This window comes from Anaerococcus sp. Marseille-P3915, assembly GCF_900258475.1.
Lineage (GTDB): Bacteria > Bacillota > Clostridia > Tissierellales > Peptoniphilaceae > Anaerococcus > Anaerococcus kampingae.
The window spans coordinates 1287985-1306048 of record NZ_LT984887.1 but is presented as its reverse complement, the minus strand read 5'-3'; the positions used below and the strand labels follow the sequence as shown (position 1 = coordinate 1306048).

Genomic DNA, 18064 nt, shown 5'->3' with positions numbered 1-18064 from the left:
AAAATGCAAGTATTACTAATGAACATGATAAAAATTTATAATAAAGACACAGGCGAGGTCCTGGTATTAGACAAGGTCAAAAAATATGGCTGGGAGGGACTCACTTTTCCTGGAGGCAAGGTTGAAGAGGGAGAATCCTTTGAAGATGCAGCCATAAGGGAGGCCAAAGAAGAAACCAACCTAGATATCAAAAATCCAAAGCTTGTCGGCATCATCACTTGGATCACTGATGAGAGAAAGGATGTGGGCCTTCTTTATGAAACAAGCGATTTTGAAGGAGACCTTATCACAGATAATAGGGAAGGCAAGCTTTTTTGGCAAGATTATGAAGACTTCAAAAAGATCAATCCCAAATCCATGTCCATGAACCATATCCTAAAAATCTATGAGGGAGAATGCAGGGAGGTCTTTTGGGATTTTAGAGCTGGAAAAGAAGAGATAAATTATTTTTAGTCCTAGAGATAGGACTTTTTTCTTACAAAAAATTTAAGGGTTATTGCATATAAATATCAATATTATTTAGATTAAGTCCTTGCCTATGTACCTTTACTGTGATACAATTATCGTAAGTGTATTACTATAGACCAAACATTAAGAATTGAGGTAAAAAATGATACTTGATTTAAAAGATAAAGATAAAATTACAAAATATAACAACTTTATAAAAACATCTCCCTATGGCCATTTCCAACAAGATATGCGTTGGGCAAGGCTTAAAAAGACTTGGGAGAGTGTATATTTTTATATAGAAGAAGACTGTAAGATAAAGGCAGCCTTATCTGTCATATATATAAGGGATAAAAAAACAGGCAAGAATTTCTTCTATGGTCCAAGGGGTCCTGTTTGTGATCCTTATGATATAGAATCTATCAAAAGTCTAATAGGTGAGGCGAGCGATTTTGCAAAGGCCAATGACGGGTTTTTGCTAAGGCTAGACCCATATTATGTCTATGATGAAAATCTAGTAAAGCTATATGAGGAAAATGGCTTAAAGGTCCGTTTTGATAAGGAAAAATCAAGCCAACCCCTTCTAAATATGGTCCTAGACGTAAAGGGAAGAAGTGAAGATGAAATAATGGCGACCTTTTCCAAAAATACTAGAAAACATATCAGAAAATCATATAGGGATGGAATTGTTACGAAAATTCTGCCAAAAGAAGAGATAAATATCCTCTATGAACAAATTGTAGAAACGTCAGAAAGGGCAGGGATTGGCCATAGGCCTCTTGATTATATGAAAGACCTCTACGACCTCTATGAAGATGAATCAAGGCTTTCTGTTTGCTTTTATGAAGATGAGCCGGTTTGCTCATCTCTTCTGATAAAATATGGCACTTGGGCTACTTCCCTTTATGGGGGATCATCTGATAAGCATAAGGACATGAGCCAAAATTATCAGATAAATTTTGAAGAGATTAAATATTGCATAGAAAATGGTGTAAATTACTACGACATGGGTGGGATTTTTGAGACTGATGGGACCGATGGACTCTATGATTTTAAGAAGAAATTCACCGAAGATAATGTAAGAAAATCCATTGGGGAGATTGATATTATCATAGATAAGCCAGCCTACGACCTTTACATGACAGACCTAAATCCCCACTACCAAAGGAAAGATGATGAGCTTAATAAAGATAAGAAATCTTAAAAAATATTATAAGGTCGGAGGGTCTATTATAAAGGCCCTGGACGGGATAAACCTAGACATAGAAAAGGGAGAATTTGTTGCCCTTCTTGGTACATCTGGATCAGGAAAATCCACTCTTTTAAACATGTTGGCAGGTCTTGAAAGGCCGACAAAAGGCTCTATTGAATATGGTAAGATTGACCTTACAAAACTGACAGAAGACCAAATAACCAAATTTAGAAACCTAAACATAGGCTTTGTCTTCCAATCCTACAACCTACTTCCTTATTTGTCAGCCTGGGAAAATGTGGCCTTGCCCCTTACCTTTAAGGGCCTAGATGCTAAGGAGAGGAAAAAAGAAGCTATTAAAATCTTAAAGGCAGTAGGCCTTGAGCACAGGATTTATAATAAGCCAAATGAGCTTTCAGGCGGCCAGCAGCAGAGGGTATCCATTGCCCGAGCCTTTGTAGGAGCACCTCCTATAATATTTGCCGATGAGCCTACAGGCAACCTTGACACCAAGACAAGCTTTGAGATAATGCAGCTTATAAAAGATATCACAAGGAAAAACAAACAAACCTTTATTATGGTAACCCATGATGATGAAATGACAGAATTTGCCGACAAGACCCTTTTCATGAGAGATGGCAAGCTAGATAAAATTCACGAAAAACTAACAATTGATGAGGTACTTACAAATGAGTGAAAATACAAATGAACAAATGACCGTAAATGTCAAAAACCAACCAAAGATAATGATATCAGCCTATAGGCTAGAGCCAAAAATAGCCGAGGCTGGCAAGTCCTTTGACCTATATTTTGACCTATACAATACCAATTCCAAAAACACCATCTACAACCTAAAGGCCACCATTGAGCAAAACCTAGGAGCTCAACCTCAAAACACAGGTGAAAATTCCTCCATGGTCTCAGATGGGTCTGTATTTTCGCCAGTTAACCAATCAAATTCATTCTATGTAGCAGCCCTCTATCCATGGAATACCGCCCACAGGCAGATAAGGATGAATGTCCTTCCAAATGCTGTAGCAGGAAATTACGTCATAAATATGACCATAGAATATGAAGATGCTGACGGCAACCAATACAAGAGTACTGAAGCAATAGGAATTCCAGTTGTCCAAAGGGCTGGGGTGACCATGGGCAATGTTAAATCAGAAGACCTAGCTGTCGGCCAACCTACAGAAATGTCTGTAAATATCTATAACACCGGCAAGGATAACCTATCCACCTTCATGTGCGATGTCATAGGCAAGGGTATAAAGATAGACAATGACAGGAAATTCATAGGTAATTTTAAGACAGGAACCCAAGAGACATTTTCTTTCACAGCCACCCCTCTTAGGGAGGGCGAAATAGAAGGCCAAATCATGCTCTCCTACGAGGACTCCACAGGCAAGCTCCACACTCAAACCCTAGACTTCAACAAAGAAGTAGGAGCTGGCATGGGAGAAGAGGCTATGCCAGGAGAAAATGGAGAAATGGGAGCCTATGACCCATCCATGGACCAGGGTATGGATCAAGGCGGAGGATCTTTACTTACATCCCCATTTATATGGATAGGCCTCATAGCCATAATAGTATTATCAGTAGTACTTTATAGGAAGAGAAAACACAAAAAAGAAGATGAGGAGCTTCTAATAGACGATGAAGATTAGTGACAGGCTCCTAATGGCTCTAAGAAATCTCTCCAGGAGAAAGTCAAGGACAATCCTTACAGTCCTTTCAGTAGTCATAGGGGCAACATCAATCATACTCATGCTAGCCTTCGCCAGCGGCATTTCAAATTCTCAAAAGCAGATGATAGAATCATTTGGCGGTCTAACTAGCATATCTATAGTAAATGACCAGCAAGATGACAGGATCGAAGTCAAGGAAGCAGATATTAATAAACTTAAAAAAATCAAGGGAGTAAGGGCTGTAGTCCCATCCAAAGAATTTTGGTCAGACCTAGTCATAGATGATGGCAAGTCCTACGCCCTATCAAGCGGTTTTGAAGTCATACCTGATGAAATCTTTGCCATGCTTAGCCCTGATATGTTTGAATGGGGTAAGAGCCTAAGTCCATCAGATTCTGACAAGCTAATACTTAGCCAGCAGGCCAGGGTTGATAAAATAGAAGTAATGCCTGGTGGGGGCTGGTCATCTACCGGAAGTGCAGATGATTTTAATTTCAATGACCACAAATTTAGCATTAGACTTGGCTATATGGACCAAGAAGATGATGGGGTCCACTTTGGCAATGATGAAGAAAATCAGGAAAGCTCAAAGCCAACCTATGTAGATGTGCCGGTAAAAATTGCTGGCAAGCTAAATAATGCCTCCCTGCTCAAGGGATGGACATCCTACATCAACGAAAGCCTTTATAAAAAGCTTAAAAAAGAAGATGCCAAGCTAGAATCCCCACAGATGGGATCATTTGATGAAAAAACCGGCCAAACCATAATCGATAAGTCAGATAAGGTAACCTATGAAAAGCTAAGGGTCATAGTAGATGATGTAGATAATCTAGAAACAATTGAAAATAACATAAAAAAGGCAGGCTTTAAGACCCAATCAGAGGCAGGCTCTGCAGAAGAGATCAAAAAGCAAACCATGCAAGTCACCCTAATCCTAGGTGGAATCGGATCTGTGGCCTTCATAGTGTCAGCCATAGGCATCATAAACACCATGCTCATGTCAATCTATGAAAGACAAAAAGAAATCGGCGTCATGAAGGTAATCGGAGCATCAATAGCTGACATAAGGTCCATGTTTCTGATAGAATCAGGCTTTATAGGATTTTTTGGAGGAGTGATTGGCCTTATGATCTCCTTTGGAGCAGGATCGGTCATAAATAATCTAACCCAAGGGGGAGGATTCTTCGGTGGTGATGGGGGAGAAATCATCTCCATAAGCCCAGGTCTTGCCCTAGTGGGAGTAGGATTTTCTGCCCTAGTAGGGGTCATGGCAGGCTATATTCCAGCTAGACGTGCTACCAAATTATCAGCTATAGAAGCCTTAAGGAGTAACTGATGAAAAAGCAAATTCTTATTACAATTCTTGCCCTAGGCCTAGTAGCATGCGGCCAAAAAGACCAGAGTGTCAACCAAGCTAATAAGTCTGAAGAAAAAATAGAAAACCAAGTTGAAAATAAGCCAGAAGGATCTTTAGAAAATTCAAATGAGAATCAAGATGCTAAGGCCCTAGGAGAGGATGATTATTTCTTCTCCTACTACGACTTAGTAAGCATCAAGGATGGTCAGGTGATAGATGTCCTCAAGGATTTAGGCTTTAATACAAAAGATCTTTCTTACGAAAAGGAATACTCAGCAAGCTATATTCCTTATTCAGGTGACCTCTTTGTCCTAGGATCTTATCCTAAGCATGATTTTTCCATAAGAAAGATAGCCGGCAAGGACATTACCACCCTTTATCAATTTAAGGAAAACGAGGCCTTTTTGCCAAAGGCAATGATAGGTGATAAGATCTATGGCATGTATTCTTACTACGACGGTGATGATTATAACAAGCTTAATAGCGAAAAGTCAGGTCTTGCCCAAGTAAACCTAGCCAGTGGAAAGATAAACCTCTACACAGGAACAAGATCAATAGGTTGGGAAAGTATAATAGGCCTAGGAGTCACTGATAAGGAAGCAGTTTTTTCAAAACTTGAAAAGGATTCGACTGTAAATCTTTATAGGATTGACCTAGAAAAGGCTTTTGACCAAGAACCAGATTTAATCGAAAAAGATACCCAGGTCCAATATGTAATGGGGGCTAAATACCTTGATAAGGGTAAGCCTATCTATGAGATATTCAAATCAGAAGGAAATGAATTTACCATAAAAGATGAAAAATACAGCTTGGAAGACTCATCAACCCTCAATTTCATAGGCAAATACATGATCATCCAAAATCCAGTAAATTCAGATGAATCTGCTTATTTATTCAAGATGGATATAATAAATTATCTCACAGGAGAGACCATAGAAAAAGACCTAGAATCCTACGGCTACAGAGCCCATGATGGCAAGCTTTACTATATTGACCATGACAAAAATATAAAGAACCTAGACCTTAACAAGTAAGATTTTAGGCTTTAGAGGAAATCACAGCCAGCCTGTGGTTTTTTCTCTAATAAAGAAAAGAGAAGATAATGAATGAAAAGATAATAAAAGATAAATTAGTAGAAAATTTCCTAAAATACCTGGCAATCCCTAGCCAGTCTGATGATAAAAATGAAGAAGTCCCATCAAGCCCTGGTCAGTGGGAGATGGCCAAGGTCTTAGCGGCTGATTTAGAGGACGTGGGCCTAGTAGATATAAAGGTAAATGATTTTGGAGTCGTTCAGGCAAGGCTTCCTAGGAGGGGAGATAGATCCAGGTCTATTGGCTGGGTTGCCCATCTTGATACGGTCGATGTGGGCTTATCAGATAAGATTCACCCTCAGCTTATCAAAGCTTATGATGGCAAGGATATAAAATTAAACGAAGAAATCACCTTTTATGTCAAGGACAATCCCGAAATCCTAGATTATATTGGTGATGATATAATTTTCACAGATGGAAGGTCAGTCCTAGGGGCAGATAACAAGGCGGCTATTGCCAATATTATGACAGCCCTATGGTTTTTAAAAGAAAATCCAGAGATTGACCACTGTGAGATTTTCATAGCCTTTGTCCCAGATGAGGAGATAGGACTTAGGGGATCAAGAAAAATTGATTTTGATAAGTTCAATGTCGACTATGCCTACACCATAGATTGTTGCGCCCTTGGAGAACTTGTCTATGAGACCTTCAATGCAGCAAGCGGGACCCTCAAAATAAAAGGAGTATCAGCCCACCCAATGTCAGCCAAGGACAATCTAGTAAACCCAATCATGATAGCCCACGATTTTATTTCTATGCTAGATAGAGCCAAGATGCCTGAAAATACCGAAAATAGGGAAGGATATATTTGGATGACAGATATAAAGTCAGATGTCCTTAATCTAAGGCTTGACTTTAATATAAGAAACCACGATAGGGAAAAATTTGAGGCTAGCAAGGCTTATCTCTATAAAATAGCTGACCTATTAAAAGAAAGATACAAGAAAGCTCAGATAGAGATTGAAATTTCAGATGTTTATGACAATATAGCTGACTCTATGAATGATGAAAACAAAATCGCTGTAGAAAGGCTTAGGGAGGTCTTTAAAAGCCTAGAGATAGAAGAAAAAATAATCCCAATGCGAGGAGGAACTGACGGGTCCTTCCTATCAAGAAAGGGAATCTTTACCCCAAATTATTTCACAGGAGCCCACAACTTCCACTCAAACAAGGAATTCTTGCCAATAGACAGCTTCTACAAGTCCTTCCTAGTAACCTTAAATTTAATGCAAGATGATTTTTAAAAACAAAAGCCCAAGGCGGGCTTTTTTCTTTGAGATTTTCTTCAAAGTCTTTAAAGAAAGCAAAAGTATTTTCAAAAACCCTTTAGTCATTGAAAATAAATTGCAAGAGTCTATAATTAAATTAGGAAAATGTTTTACCAAGGAGGTATTATGTATAAAAGCCAGACAATAGATTTATTTTATCCAGGCCTTGAGGAATCGCCATATTATAGGATACCAAGCCTTGCTCTCCTTAAAAATGGTGACCTCTTGGCTGCAGCTGATCAAAGATTAGAAAGTGAAAGCGACTGGGGAGGTCTGATAGAGCCAGCCCTAAGGATCAAAAAGAAGGGTGATGATGATTTTTCAGGCCTCTTCAAAGCCTTTATGGAGCCAAGATTTAAAGACGCCAATCCCACCTACACCATAGACACCAACCTAACTCCAGCCTATTATGAACCAGGCAATAAGGTCTACATGGTAATTGATAAGTTTAGGTCAAGCGGCAACTACCTTACATCCAAAAAAGGCACAGGCTATGTAGAATTTGGCGGTGAAAAATATCCGATTTTATTCTATAACAGCGGAAATACCCTCCTTTTTGAAAAGGCCCAGTCTAGGTTCTACATAAAAAATGGCAAAGTCTATGGGATGGACCATACCCCAAGTCCATACAGGGTTTGTATGGAGGATTCCTATCCCTTTGATAAGCTGGGCAATATTTATGAGGGTGACAAGCTAGTAGGAAATATTTATTCAGAGACATCCATCCTTAGAGTCCACCAAACACCCTACCTATGGTTTACCCAATCAGAAGATGGGGGCAAGACATGGGCAAGTCCTGTTGATATATCCCACTTTGTAGCAGATGATAGGATGATCTTTATGGGAGTCTGCCCGGGAAGAGGCCTCCAATTACCAAGCGGCAGGCTCCTAATCCCTCTTTATTACACAACAGAAAATAAGGATGATATCTATGACTTAAGGGAACATGCCTGTCTTATTTATTCAGATGACTTTGGCAAGACCTGGTCAAGGTCAAAATCTGTAAATGATGGAGAGGGCTACTCTGCCCTAGATGGAAAAACTCTCACAAATACAAGTGAAAGCCAGCTAGTAAGCCTAAATGATGGGACACTAATCCTATTTTCGAGGACAACATCGGATAGGATTCTGTATTCATATTCATACGATGATGGAGAGACTTTTGAAAAAGCCCTTTGTCAGACAGATTTTGATTCAGAAGCCTTCTGCATGGTATCAGTCCTAAAATATGACAAGGATGGCAAGGAATATATCCTAGTGGCAAATCCCAAAGGGCCAGGAAGAAACAATGGCTATATCAGGGTCATGGAAGTAGGCGAGGGAAATAAACTAAGAACCATTAGACAAAAGCAAATCACAGATACAAACTTCACCTATTCCTGCCTAGAATATACAGGAAAAGACGATATCTTCGCCCTTCTTTTTGAACAAAGACAAAAGGATGGTTTAGAAGAGAAAGAGTTTTTAAAATATATAGAATTTGACTTTGAATATCTGATGAATTAGAAGAATCTTTAGCAAAAAATATAAAAAATAAGAGAGCATCTAAAAGTACTTTCAAAATTAATAAAAAATTTGAAATTATTTTTAATATGTCCTATAATGTAGATAGTTAGGAAAATGTTTTTTAGGTATATAAGCTTATAACTTCAATCTTACATATATACTTAAAAAACCTTATCACGAAATCGAATTTCAAGGAGGGAACATGAAAAAGAATTACGTTTTAGGCCTAGCCCTATCAGCTATCATGCTACTAACATCTTGTGGTGGCGCAAAGGCACCAGAAAACAAGGAAGCAGGAGATGCTAAGCAAGAAACAAAGGTAGAAGAGACAGCAAAGACAGACGAGTCTAGCGAAAAATCTCTAAGGATGCTATTTGACAAACAAGGTGAAGGTACAAACTTCGATACACCTTGGTGGAACCGTGGAGATATCTACAAGGTTATAACCTTCAGATCTCTATTTAAGGCAAATCCAGAACTAACAGAATTTAAAGAAGATCTTCTAGATTCTTACACAATGGCAGAAGATGGCATGAGCTATGAATTCAACATTAAAGATGGCCTAAAATGGTCAGACGGCTCTGATCTTACAGCAGAAGATGTAAAATTCTCAATCGAAGGTGCCCTAAAGGCAGCTAAGGTTAACTCAATTTACAAATCAGCCTTCTCATCAATCAAGGGAGCAGAAGACTACAAAGAAGGCAAGGCAGAAGAAGTTGCTGGTCTAAAGGTAGAAGGCAACAAGCTAACAATGGAAATGGACAAATCTGTTGGTAACATGATTCCAATCCTATCACAATTTGCAATCCTTCCAAAGGCAGGCTTTGAAGGCGTAGATATGACAGAATATCACACAGCAGACTTCTGGAAAAACCCAATCACAAATGGTATGTACAAGGTTAAAGAAGTTGCAACAGATTCTTACCTAGCCCTTGAGCCAAACGAAAATTACGAAGGTCAAGCACCAAAAATCAAATCAGTAGTAGTAAATATAGTACCATCTGATGCTAAATTAAATGCAGTATTAGGTGATCAAGCAGACGTATTTAATTCTAAGGTACCTACAGAAATCCAAGCGGTTTCTGAAAAAGAAAACTGGGAAGGCCAAACTGTAGACACACTTTTCTACTACTACCTAGTATTTAACCAAACAGGCAATGACCAAAGACCAGCTAGCGAATGGATCAAAAATCCTAAGTTTAGACAAGCAATATATTACGCTATAGATAGAGAAAACCTAACCAAGAGCCTCTTCCCAGGTCTTGCAGAAGTATCAACCTTCGGTGTACCAGCAAAAGATGCTGATAACAAAAACGAAGAAGCTGAAAAATACGCTTACAATCCAGAAAAAGCTAAAGAGCTTCTAAAAGAAATCGGCTACAAAGCAGATCAACCACTAGAATTTAGATACTACATGGCTGACCAATCATCAGTAGACCTCTATAACTCTATAGCTCAAAACCTACAAGATGTTGGAATCCCAGTAAACGTACAAAAATTTGCAGGCGATGCTACTCAAGAACTTATGGAACTAAGAAACTATGACATAGCCCTCAAAGGCCTATCAGCATTTGGCTATGAAGAATGGTATGGAGAATATGTTCCAGCCAATAACAACCTAGTAAGAGTATTTGGCGAAGAAGTTGGTAAAAAATACGAAGGTCTATATTCTGACCTCCTTCAAGAAACTGACAAGACAAAGAGAGCGGAAATCCTAAAAGAACTTCAAAAAATCGAATCAGAAGACCTATCAAAAGAAGTAGTCTTCATGCTTAAAAATGAAATATTAGTAAATACAGACAATGTAAATACTAACGGAGCTAAGTTTACAAATCCATGGTTTGCAGCAGACATCGGATTTGAAAATTGGGAGCTTAAATAGTTATTCAATTAGGGGCGACAACTGTTGCCCCTAAAATTTTGAAAAATTGCGCTTTAAGGAGAAAATAAATGAAAAATGGCAATATTTTTAAATACATACTAAAGAAATTAATACAAATGATACCAATGCTTGTAGTAATTTCTTTTCTAATATTTGTTGCCCTCCAGGCTATGCCAATAGACCCAATCAACTACCTCTTGCCACCAGGCTCAGCTAGAGACCCACAGATGATAGCAGAACTAAGAGCAAGATATGGCCTAGATGATCCAATCCTAATCCAATATGGCAGGTGGATTGGCCAGGTAGTTAAGGGGGACTTTGGCTATTCTATAATAAATGGACAACCAATAAAAGATATACTAGCCCAAAAACTACCAGCGACAGTAGAGCTTGCCCTAGCAGCCCTAATCATATCATCAATCCTAGGTATAGTTTTAGGAATCCTATCAGCAGTCAACCAAAATGGCCCAATTGACTATATAGCAAGGGTTATAGGTGTAATCGGCCAATCCATACCAGAATTTTTATTTGGTATAGTTCTCATATCTGTCTTTGCCCTATCACTCGGATGGTTCCCAGTTGGGGGAAGAAATATATTTGGTATGACAAGCTTTTGGGATAAGAGCAAAAACTTAGTCCTACCAGCCCTAGCCCTATCCATAGCCATGATTGCAACAGTATTAAGGTACACTAGAAACTCCATGCTTGGAGTAATGAATCAAGAATATATTAAAACAGCCAGAAGCAAGGGCATACCTGAATGGAAGGTTTATTTGAAACACGCCTTCAGAAACTCAATGGGACCAATCCTAGTCACAATCATGCTCAGGATTCCAGGTCTTATAGGAGGTTCTGTAGTAATAGAATCAGTATTTAACTGGCCAGGCATAGGCTCAACCCTCATGGGAGCTGTAACGAGCGGTGACTATCCGATAATAATGGTCACAACCTTACTCATAGCCACAGTTATGCTTGTAATCTCCTTCATGGTAGATGTCCTAAGTGCGATTCTTGACCCAAGAATAAGATTGTAGGTGAAATTATGACGGAAATAAATCTAGTAGAGAAAAAAGAAAAAAAGTCATCTTTGGCAAAGAGGTCTTTGCAAAAGTTTTTATCAAATAAATTGGCAATAGTAGGACTTGTAATAGTTTTGCTAATGATTCTATCAGCAATCTTTGCACCCCTACTTGCAAGCCATGATCCAAATCAAATAGACATGGGAAAACTAAACCAAGCCCCAGGCAACGGCCACTTATTTGGAACAGACTCAACAGGTCGTGACCTATATTCAAGGCTTCTTTATGGGGGAAGGATTTCAATCCTAATTGGTATATCATCAGCCCTTACCACATCCATCATTGGCACAATATTTGGCCTAATAGCCGGATATTTTGGCGGTCTAATAGATGTCATCCTCATAAGAATATCAGAAGTCTTACAATCATTTCCTATGATAATCCTTGTCATGGTCCTTGTAACTATCCTTGGCCCTTCAGTATCAAATATGATCTTAGTTTTCACCCTAATAGGCTGGATGACAGTCTTTAGGATAGTAAGAAATGAAGTTTTAAGGCTAAGAGAAGAAACCTATGTAGATGTAAACAAGGCCTTTGGTATATCAGACTTTGCTATAATGTTTAAGGATATCTTACCAAACACCCTAAGCCCAATAATTGTAGCAACAACAATAAATATAGCCTATTTTATTCTCCAAGAAACAGGCCTATCCTTCCTAGGACTAGGTGTTCCAACCAATGTACCAACTTGGGGAACGATAATAAATGCGGCCAAGTCAATAACAGTCATCCAAATGTATAAGTGGCAATGGATAATACCAGGCCTCTTTATATCCCTATTTGTAATGAGTATCAACTTTTTGGGCGATGGCCTAAGAGATGCTCTAGACCCAAGAAATTAGGTGAAATATGGACAATATAATCAAATTAAGAAACCTATCCACAGAATTTAAGGTAGGAAAGAGATACAACAGAATAGTAAAAAACGTAAGCCTAGATGTTAAAAAGGGTCAGATTTTATCAATAGTAGGCGAATCTGGCTGCGGCAAATCAGTCACAGTCAATTCCATGGTCAAACTCTTGCCAAAGACGGCAAGGATAAGCTCAGGAAGCTCAGAATTTTTTAAGGAAGATGGTAAGACTGTCGATATATTAAAGGAAAAAGCCTACGGCAAAAAGATGAGAGAGCTTAGGGGTAAGGAAATCGGAATGATTTTTCAAGACCCAATGCAATCCCTAAACCCAGTCTACACGGTAGGCGACCAAATCCTAGAAAATATCCTAGAACATAGGAAGATTTCCAAAAAAGAAGCTAGACAAATCGGCATAGAAATGCTTAAAAAGCTTGGCATACCTGAAGCAGAATCAAGATTTGATAATTACCCTCACCAATTTTCTGGTGGTATGAAACAAAGGGTAATGATTGCGATAGCCATGGTAAATAACCCAAATCTTTTAATAGCCGATGAACCAACCACAGCCCTTGATGTTACAATCCAAGCCCAAATTATGGATCTTATGAAGGACTTAAGAGATAAGGAAGGCAAGTCAGTAATCCTTATAACCCACAACATGGGCCTTGTAGCAGAAGTTGCCAACCAGGTTGCAGTCATGTATATGGGAAGAGTTATAGAATATGGGGAAGTGGCAGATGTTTTTAATAGCCCTACCCATCCTTACACCAAGCTTTTATTAAAATCTGTTCCAGTACCAGGGATGGATAGGAATAAGAAGCTATCAACCATTCCAGGCGAAACCCCAGACCCAGCCAATTATGTAAAGGGTTGCGAGTTTGCAAATAGGTGTGCCTATGCTACAGAAGAATGTCTAAAAAGAGACATTCCACTTTTCAGAGTAGAAGGTAACCACACAGCTAGATGTCTCCTCTTAGAGGGAGAAAAGGAGGTCGTAGATGAAGGTAGATGAGAAAGTTATAGAAAAAAATGACGACCTATTAGTAAGAAACGAAATAAAAGATACAATTGTCTTTGATGTCAAAAACCTACAGACCCATTTTCCAATCTATGAAGGCACTTTTTTCAAAAAGCAAACAGGAGCTGTCAAGGCGGTTGATGGGGTATCATTTAAAGTCAGACGTGGAGAGACAGTCGGTGTTGTAGGTGAGTCTGGTTGCGGAAAGACAACCCTAGGCAAGTCTATAATGAGACTAGAAAATCCAACCGGTGGAGAAGTCTTATACAATCTTCACGGCAGGATGACAGATGTAACCAAATTTAATAAAGAAGAGCTCTTTGATTTTAGAAAAGAAGTACAAATGGTCTTCCAAGACCCATATTCAGCCCTTAACCCAATGAAAAAAATCTATGATTCCTTCAAGGCACCCCTAGTTGCCCACGGGGTCAACCAGAAAAAGGACATAGACATGGTCATAGAAGATAGGCTAAAGAGAGTAAACCTAAGACCTGATTATATGTACCGCTATCCACACGAGTTTTCAGGTGGTCAAAGGCAAAGGCTATGTATAGCCAGGGCCCTCTGCGTGTCCCCAGAAGTAGTAATCCTGGATGAGCCGGTATCAGCCCTAGACGTATCAATCCAGGCCCAGGTAATAAACCTACTCCAAGGCATCCAAAAAGAGCTTGACCTAACCTATATTTTCATAGCCCATGACCTTTCGGTAGTAGAATATATTTCTGATAGAATAATAGTAATGTACCTAGGCAATATCATGGAAATATCTACCAGCGAGAAGATTAACAAAAACCCAGCCCATCCTTATACCCAGGCCCTCCTATCAGCTGTCCCAATACCAGTAGTGGGAGCTGATTCAAAAAGGATTGTCCTAGAAGGGGATGTGCCAAGTCCAATCCATAAGCCAGCTGGCTGCCCATTCCACAATAGATGCAGCAAGTGCATGGATATTTGTAAGAGTGAAATCCCAGAAAGAGTCCTAATAGACGAAGACCACGAGGTAGCTTGCCACCTTTATAGCAAGAAAAATTAGAGGAGAAAATTATGAGCGAATTTACACTAAAAGACTTCAGGGGAGTAATACCAGCTTCCCTATCAATATTTGATGAAAATGAAAACCTAGACCTAGAAGCTACAAAAGAATTTACAGAATTTCTTTTAAAATTTGACATAGGCGGCCTATATTTAACAGGATCAACCGGAGAAGGCTTCTTGATGAGTGCTGAAGAAAGGGAAAAATCATCTCAAGCTGTAATAGAAGTAGCAAAAGGAAAGGTGCCAGTTGTAGTTCATATAGGCGATATAGGAACTAAAAAATCAATCGACCTAGCAAAAGCAGCCGAAGAAGCTGGAGCTACAGCCGTTTCATCAGTCCCACCATTTTATTGGAGATTTAATAGCGAGCAAATCTATAACTACTACAAGGATATAGCAGAAGCTGTTGATATTCCAATGGTAATCTACAATGTCCCACTAGCAGGCATGATGAGTGCAGACATGATCAAAGACCTATCCCAAATAGAAAATATCAAGGGTGTAAAATACACAAATTCAGACATTTACCAAATCCCAGCTATCAAGGAAGCTTGTGGAGAAGACTTCATGGTCTATGGTGGAGCAGATGAGCTAGCAAGCTCAAACCTACTAATAGGTGTAGATGGTATAGTAGGATCATTTTATAACCTAATCCCAGATTTATTCATCCAAATAAATGAGGCTATAGCTAATAACGAAGTCAAAAAGGCTTACGACCTTCAGAAAAATGCCGTAAGGATAATAAACTACCTAGTAGCAGGTGGTAACATGGTAGCAGGTATCAAGGCTGTCCTAAGAGAAGCAGGTATAAATGCAGGATATGCTAGAAGACCATTCATTAACTTCTACGGGGATGACCAGGTAAAACTTGCCAAGGGTCTAGTAGAATTGGCTAACAAATACGAGATGAAAGATATCTATGTAATAGATAAGCTAAGAGAGAAATATTAAGATGCCAGTACTTTGCCTAGACATAGGGGGCACAGAGATCAAGGCCATGCTTAAGGGGGAAGGTTTTGAAAAAGACCTTCCAAATTTCCCATCAAAGGCAGGCACAAATGCCCCTGATATCAAAGAAGATGTCCTAAAACTCATTAAAGACCTAAATCCAGAATACAAGGTAGAAGGGGTTGCCATTTCTACAGCAGGCATGGTTGACTACAAGACAGGAATCATAGCAGGCCACGGCCCAACCTTCAAAAACTACAAAGGTTTTGATTGGAAAAAGGAGCTAAGAGATGCTCTAAACATCCCGGCTGTAGTAGAAAATGATGTAAAGGCAGCAGCTATGGGCGAGCTATCCTATGGAGCTGGCAAGGGCTATAATTCAGCTTTCGTTCTTACAGTAGGAACAGGCATAGGAGGCGCCCTAATCCTAGATGGAAAAATCCACAGGGGTGCAAGTGGTCATGCAGGAGAAATTGGCTACATGCCATTTGAAACTGACAAGTTCGAAGCCCTAGCATCAACTAGCGCCCTAGTTAAAAAGGCAAAGACCCTTTACCCAGACAAAAACCTAAACAATGGTAAGGAAATATTTCATGCCTTAGATAAGTCTGACCCTGATGCAATAAAATTAGTCGATGACATGACAAAAATACTCGCAAGGGGTATTGCAAATATCATGCTCATAGTAAACCCAGAAGTGATTATAATTGGAGGAGGAATAAGCGAGCAAAAAGAGAAATTCCTCGACCCAATTATTGAAAAGATAAGGGCCCTTGTGCCAGAAAATATCTCCGCTTCCACAGAAATAAAGGCTACAGCCCTAGGCAATAAGTCAGGACTTTACGGGGCCTACAGCCTATTTGAAAAATCAAATGAATGAAAATTATGAATCAATACTCCCTCTAATTGAATCAAAGTATGAAGAATTAACTGAAGTAGAAAAGATAATAGCAGAATATTTCCTAGAAACAGAAGACACAGACTTAACAAGCAAGACAGTCTCAAACAAGCTTTTTATCTCTGAGGCAGCCCTCACCCGTTTTGCCAAAAAGCTCAACCTTTCTGGCTATAGGGAGTTTGTCTATAAGTATCAGTCATCTAGACAGAGCAATTTTAAGAGGAAAAAGGACATAGGTCTTCCTGTATTTGATTCCTACAGGGAAATCTTGCTTAAATCCTACAACCTCTACAATTACAAAGACTACGAAAAGCTAGCCGAAGCCATGCTAAATGTCGACAGAATCTACATCTACGGTGTAGGCTCATCAGGCTATTTGGCCACAGAATTTGCCCAAAGACTCATAAGGTTGGGTCTAGATGCAGAAGCTATCACAGATACCCATATGCTCTTATTAAATTCAGTAAGGCTAAAAAGAGACTCTCTAGTCATGGGCATCTCCTATTCAGGCAAGTCCATAGAGGTAATAGATGGCCTTAAAAAGGCGGGAGAGAAAGGGTGCAAAACAGTACTTTTTGTAGCAAATGATAGTGAAAAATGGGACCAGTATTTTGATTTTGTAATCCTAGTAGCCCACAAACAAAACCTAGAATATTCAAACATAATCTCACCCCAATTTCCTACCATGATCATGCTAGATATACTCTTTAAAAAACTCTACGACAGACGTCTCACCTCAGGAGAGGTCTACATGCAATCAGTTAATGAAATGTTAAAACTAATAAAGGAGAAGGACGATGGAAATTAATGATAGATTAAAAAATGGTCTAATAGTATCCTGCCAGGCCCTAGAAGATGAACCCCTCCACTCTTCATTTATAATGGGCAGGATGGCCCTAGCAGCAAAAATGGCAGGAGCCTGTGGTATAAGGGCCAATACTGTAGAAGACATAGCAGAAATCAGGAAAAATGTCGACCTACCAATAATTGGTATAATCAAAAAAGATTATGACAACAGCGAGATTTATATAACACCAACCATGGATGAAATAGACAAGCTTGTGGCTTCTGGTGTAGAAATTATAGCTACAGATGCCAGCAATGCCAAAAGACCAAACCACGATGGCTTAGATGCTTTCTATAAGGAAATAAGAGCCAAATACCCAAATATAAGGCTAATGGCAGACTGCTCAACCATCGAAGAAGCAATCCACGCAGATTCACTTGGTTTTGACTATATAGGCACCACCATGGTAGGCTACACCCCACAATCAAAGGGCCATAAGATAGAAGCAGATGACTTTAAGATCCTAAGGGAAATCATCAAGGCTTGCGACCATCCGGTAATAGCAGAAGGTAACATCGACACACCGGAAAAGGCCAAGAGAGTTTTAGAATTAGGAGCCCTCACAGTAGTGGTAGGTGGAGCCATAACCAGGCCACAAAATATAGCCAAAAAATTTGTCGACTGCATACACTCCCTAAAAGATAAATAAGATTTAAAAACGGTTTTCAAAAATGAAGGCCGTTTTTTCTTTGTCAATTGTAAAAAAATGATAAAATAAATTTATGTTTATTGGTTATTTAATAAATAATAATAAAATACGTTTTGTTTTACACCTAAGATGTGATAAAATATAAGTTAAGAAATATTTAAAAATGAAGAAGACATGGATTCTATCAAGCAGGTTTTTAAATAAATTTAGCTAGATTTATGCCTAGGGATGTTCGTAAGTAAGTAGCTTACGAGGATCCCTAGCTTTGTCTTGTAAAAAACACTTAGATAAAAGTCAATAAA

The 18064-nt window shown here is 39.0% G+C and carries 17 protein-coding genes; all 17 read left to right on the top strand.

The window, feature by feature from the left end; translation table 11 throughout:
• The first annotated feature begins 3 nt into the window (after nt 1–3).
• Entirely contained in the window at nt 4–453 is a 450-nt protein-coding gene (locus tag C8269_RS06365; protein WP_106460879.1) for an 8-oxo-dGTP diphosphatase, read from the top strand.
• Nucleotides 454–610: 157 nt separating this feature from the next.
• Entirely contained in the window at nt 611–1651 is a 1041-nt protein-coding gene (locus C8269_RS06360) for a lipid II:glycine glycyltransferase FemX (RefSeq protein ID WP_106460878.1), read from the top strand.
• A complete protein-coding gene (locus C8269_RS06355) occupies nt 1623–2336 on the top strand; it encodes an ABC transporter ATP-binding protein (protein WP_106460877.1) in 714 nt (237 codons plus the stop codon). The genes C8269_RS06360 and C8269_RS06355 overlap by 29 nt, the downstream gene beginning before the upstream one ends.
• Nucleotides 2329–3306 (top strand): COG1361 S-layer family protein, encoded by a 978-nt coding sequence (locus C8269_RS06350; RefSeq protein ID WP_106460876.1) that lies wholly within the window; start codon nt 2329–2331, stop codon nt 3304–3306. Before C8269_RS06355 ends, C8269_RS06350 begins: the two co-directional genes overlap by 8 nt.
• Complete coding sequence (locus C8269_RS06345; protein ID WP_106460875.1) at nt 3296–4663, top strand: ABC transporter permease; 1368 nt, start codon at nt 3296–3298, stop codon at nt 4661–4663. The genes C8269_RS06350 and C8269_RS06345 overlap by 11 nt, the downstream gene beginning before the upstream one ends.
• Nucleotides 4663–5718: a hypothetical protein gene (locus C8269_RS06340; protein WP_106460874.1), complete on the top strand. Its 1056-nt coding sequence runs from the start codon at nt 4663–4665 to the stop codon at nt 5716–5718. Before C8269_RS06345 ends, C8269_RS06340 begins: the two co-directional genes overlap by 1 nt.
• Nucleotides 5719–5786: 68 nt before the next feature.
• Nucleotides 5787–7022, top strand: a complete 1236-nt coding sequence (gene pepT, locus C8269_RS06335; protein WP_106460873.1) for a peptidase T — start codon at nt 5787–5789, stop codon at nt 7020–7022.
• Nucleotides 7023–7172: 150 nt separating this feature from the next.
• Complete coding sequence (locus C8269_RS06330; RefSeq protein ID WP_158698387.1) at nt 7173–8552, top strand: sialidase family protein; 1380 nt, start codon at nt 7173–7175, stop codon at nt 8550–8552.
• A gap of 202 nt (nt 8553–8754) precedes the next feature.
• The gene (locus C8269_RS06325) at nt 8755–10434 is read left to right on the top strand and encodes an ABC transporter substrate-binding protein (RefSeq protein ID WP_106460871.1); all 1680 of its coding nucleotides are present in this window, start codon (nt 8755–8757) and stop codon (nt 10432–10434) included.
• A 68-nt stretch (nt 10435–10502) separates the two neighbouring features.
• Entirely contained in the window at nt 10503–11468 is a 966-nt protein-coding gene (locus C8269_RS06320; protein WP_199792162.1) for an ABC transporter permease, read from the top strand.
• A gap of 8 nt (nt 11469–11476) precedes the next feature.
• Nucleotides 11477–12355, top strand: a complete 879-nt coding sequence (locus C8269_RS06315) for an ABC transporter permease (protein ID WP_106460870.1) — start codon at nt 11477–11479, stop codon at nt 12353–12355.
• Between the two features lie 7 nt (nt 12356–12362).
• On the top strand, nt 12363–13379 hold the full coding sequence (locus C8269_RS06310; protein WP_106460869.1) for an ABC transporter ATP-binding protein: 1017 nt from the start codon (nt 12363–12365) through the stop codon (nt 13377–13379).
• Nucleotides 13366–14418 (top strand): ABC transporter ATP-binding protein, encoded by a 1053-nt coding sequence (locus C8269_RS06305; RefSeq protein ID WP_106460868.1) that lies wholly within the window; start codon nt 13366–13368, stop codon nt 14416–14418. Before C8269_RS06310 ends, C8269_RS06305 begins: the two co-directional genes overlap by 14 nt.
• An 11-nt stretch (nt 14419–14429) precedes the next feature.
• Nucleotides 14430–15371, top strand: a complete 942-nt coding sequence (locus C8269_RS06300) for a dihydrodipicolinate synthase family protein (RefSeq protein WP_106460867.1) — start codon at nt 14430–14432, stop codon at nt 15369–15371.
• Nucleotide 15372: 1 nt separating this feature from the next.
• Nucleotides 15373–16248, top strand: a complete 876-nt coding sequence (locus tag C8269_RS06295; protein ID WP_106460866.1) for an ROK family protein — start codon at nt 15373–15375, stop codon at nt 16246–16248.
• Entirely contained in the window at nt 16241–17074 is an 834-nt protein-coding gene (locus C8269_RS06290; RefSeq protein WP_106460865.1) for a MurR/RpiR family transcriptional regulator, read from the top strand. Before C8269_RS06295 ends, C8269_RS06290 begins: the two co-directional genes overlap by 8 nt.
• Nucleotides 17064–17762: an N-acetylmannosamine-6-phosphate 2-epimerase gene (locus C8269_RS06285; protein ID WP_106460864.1), complete on the top strand. Its 699-nt coding sequence runs from the start codon at nt 17064–17066 to the stop codon at nt 17760–17762. The genes C8269_RS06290 and C8269_RS06285 overlap by 11 nt, the downstream gene beginning before the upstream one ends.
• Nucleotides 17763–18064: the final 302 nt, after the last annotated feature.

Bases quoted from the DNA above. Each gene is read 5' to 3' on its own strand.
- C8269_RS06355 (WP_106460877.1), top strand. From the start codon at position 1,623: ATGAGCTTAATAAAGATAAGAAATCTTAAAAAATATTATAAGGTCGGA.
- C8269_RS06295 (WP_106460866.1), top strand. From the start codon at position 15,373: ATGCCAGTACTTTGCCTAGACATAGGGGGCACAGAGATCAAGGCCATG.
- C8269_RS06360 (WP_106460878.1), top strand. From the start codon at position 611: ATGATACTTGATTTAAAAGATAAAGATAAAATTACAAAATATAACAAC.
- C8269_RS06300 (WP_106460867.1), top strand. From the start codon at position 14,430: ATGAGCGAATTTACACTAAAAGACTTCAGGGGAGTAATACCAGCTTCC.
- C8269_RS06310 (WP_106460869.1), top strand. From the start codon at position 12,363: ATGGACAATATAATCAAATTAAGAAACCTATCCACAGAATTTAAGGTA.
- pepT (WP_106460873.1), top strand. From the start codon at position 5,787: ATGAATGAAAAGATAATAAAAGATAAATTAGTAGAAAATTTCCTAAAA.
- C8269_RS06290 (WP_106460865.1), top strand. From the start codon at position 16,241: ATGAATGAAAATTATGAATCAATACTCCCTCTAATTGAATCAAAGTAT.
- C8269_RS06365 (WP_106460879.1), top strand. From the start codon at position 4: ATGCAAGTATTACTAATGAACATGATAAAAATTTATAATAAAGACACA.
- C8269_RS06330 (WP_158698387.1), top strand. From the start codon at position 7,173: ATGTATAAAAGCCAGACAATAGATTTATTTTATCCAGGCCTTGAGGAA.
- C8269_RS06285 (WP_106460864.1), top strand. From the start codon at position 17,064: ATGGAAATTAATGATAGATTAAAAAATGGTCTAATAGTATCCTGCCAG.
- C8269_RS06325 (WP_106460871.1), top strand. From the start codon at position 8,755: ATGAAAAAGAATTACGTTTTAGGCCTAGCCCTATCAGCTATCATGCTA.
- C8269_RS06315 (WP_106460870.1), top strand. From the start codon at position 11,477: ATGACGGAAATAAATCTAGTAGAGAAAAAAGAAAAAAAGTCATCTTTG.
- C8269_RS06320 (WP_199792162.1), top strand. From the start codon at position 10,503: ATGAAAAATGGCAATATTTTTAAATACATACTAAAGAAATTAATACAA.
- C8269_RS06305 (WP_106460868.1), top strand. From the start codon at position 13,366: ATGAAGGTAGATGAGAAAGTTATAGAAAAAAATGACGACCTATTAGTA.
- C8269_RS06350 (WP_106460876.1), top strand. From the start codon at position 2,329: ATGAGTGAAAATACAAATGAACAAATGACCGTAAATGTCAAAAACCAA.
- C8269_RS06340 (WP_106460874.1), top strand. From the start codon at position 4,663: ATGAAAAAGCAAATTCTTATTACAATTCTTGCCCTAGGCCTAGTAGCA.
- C8269_RS06345 (WP_106460875.1), top strand. From the start codon at position 3,296: ATGAAGATTAGTGACAGGCTCCTAATGGCTCTAAGAAATCTCTCCAGG.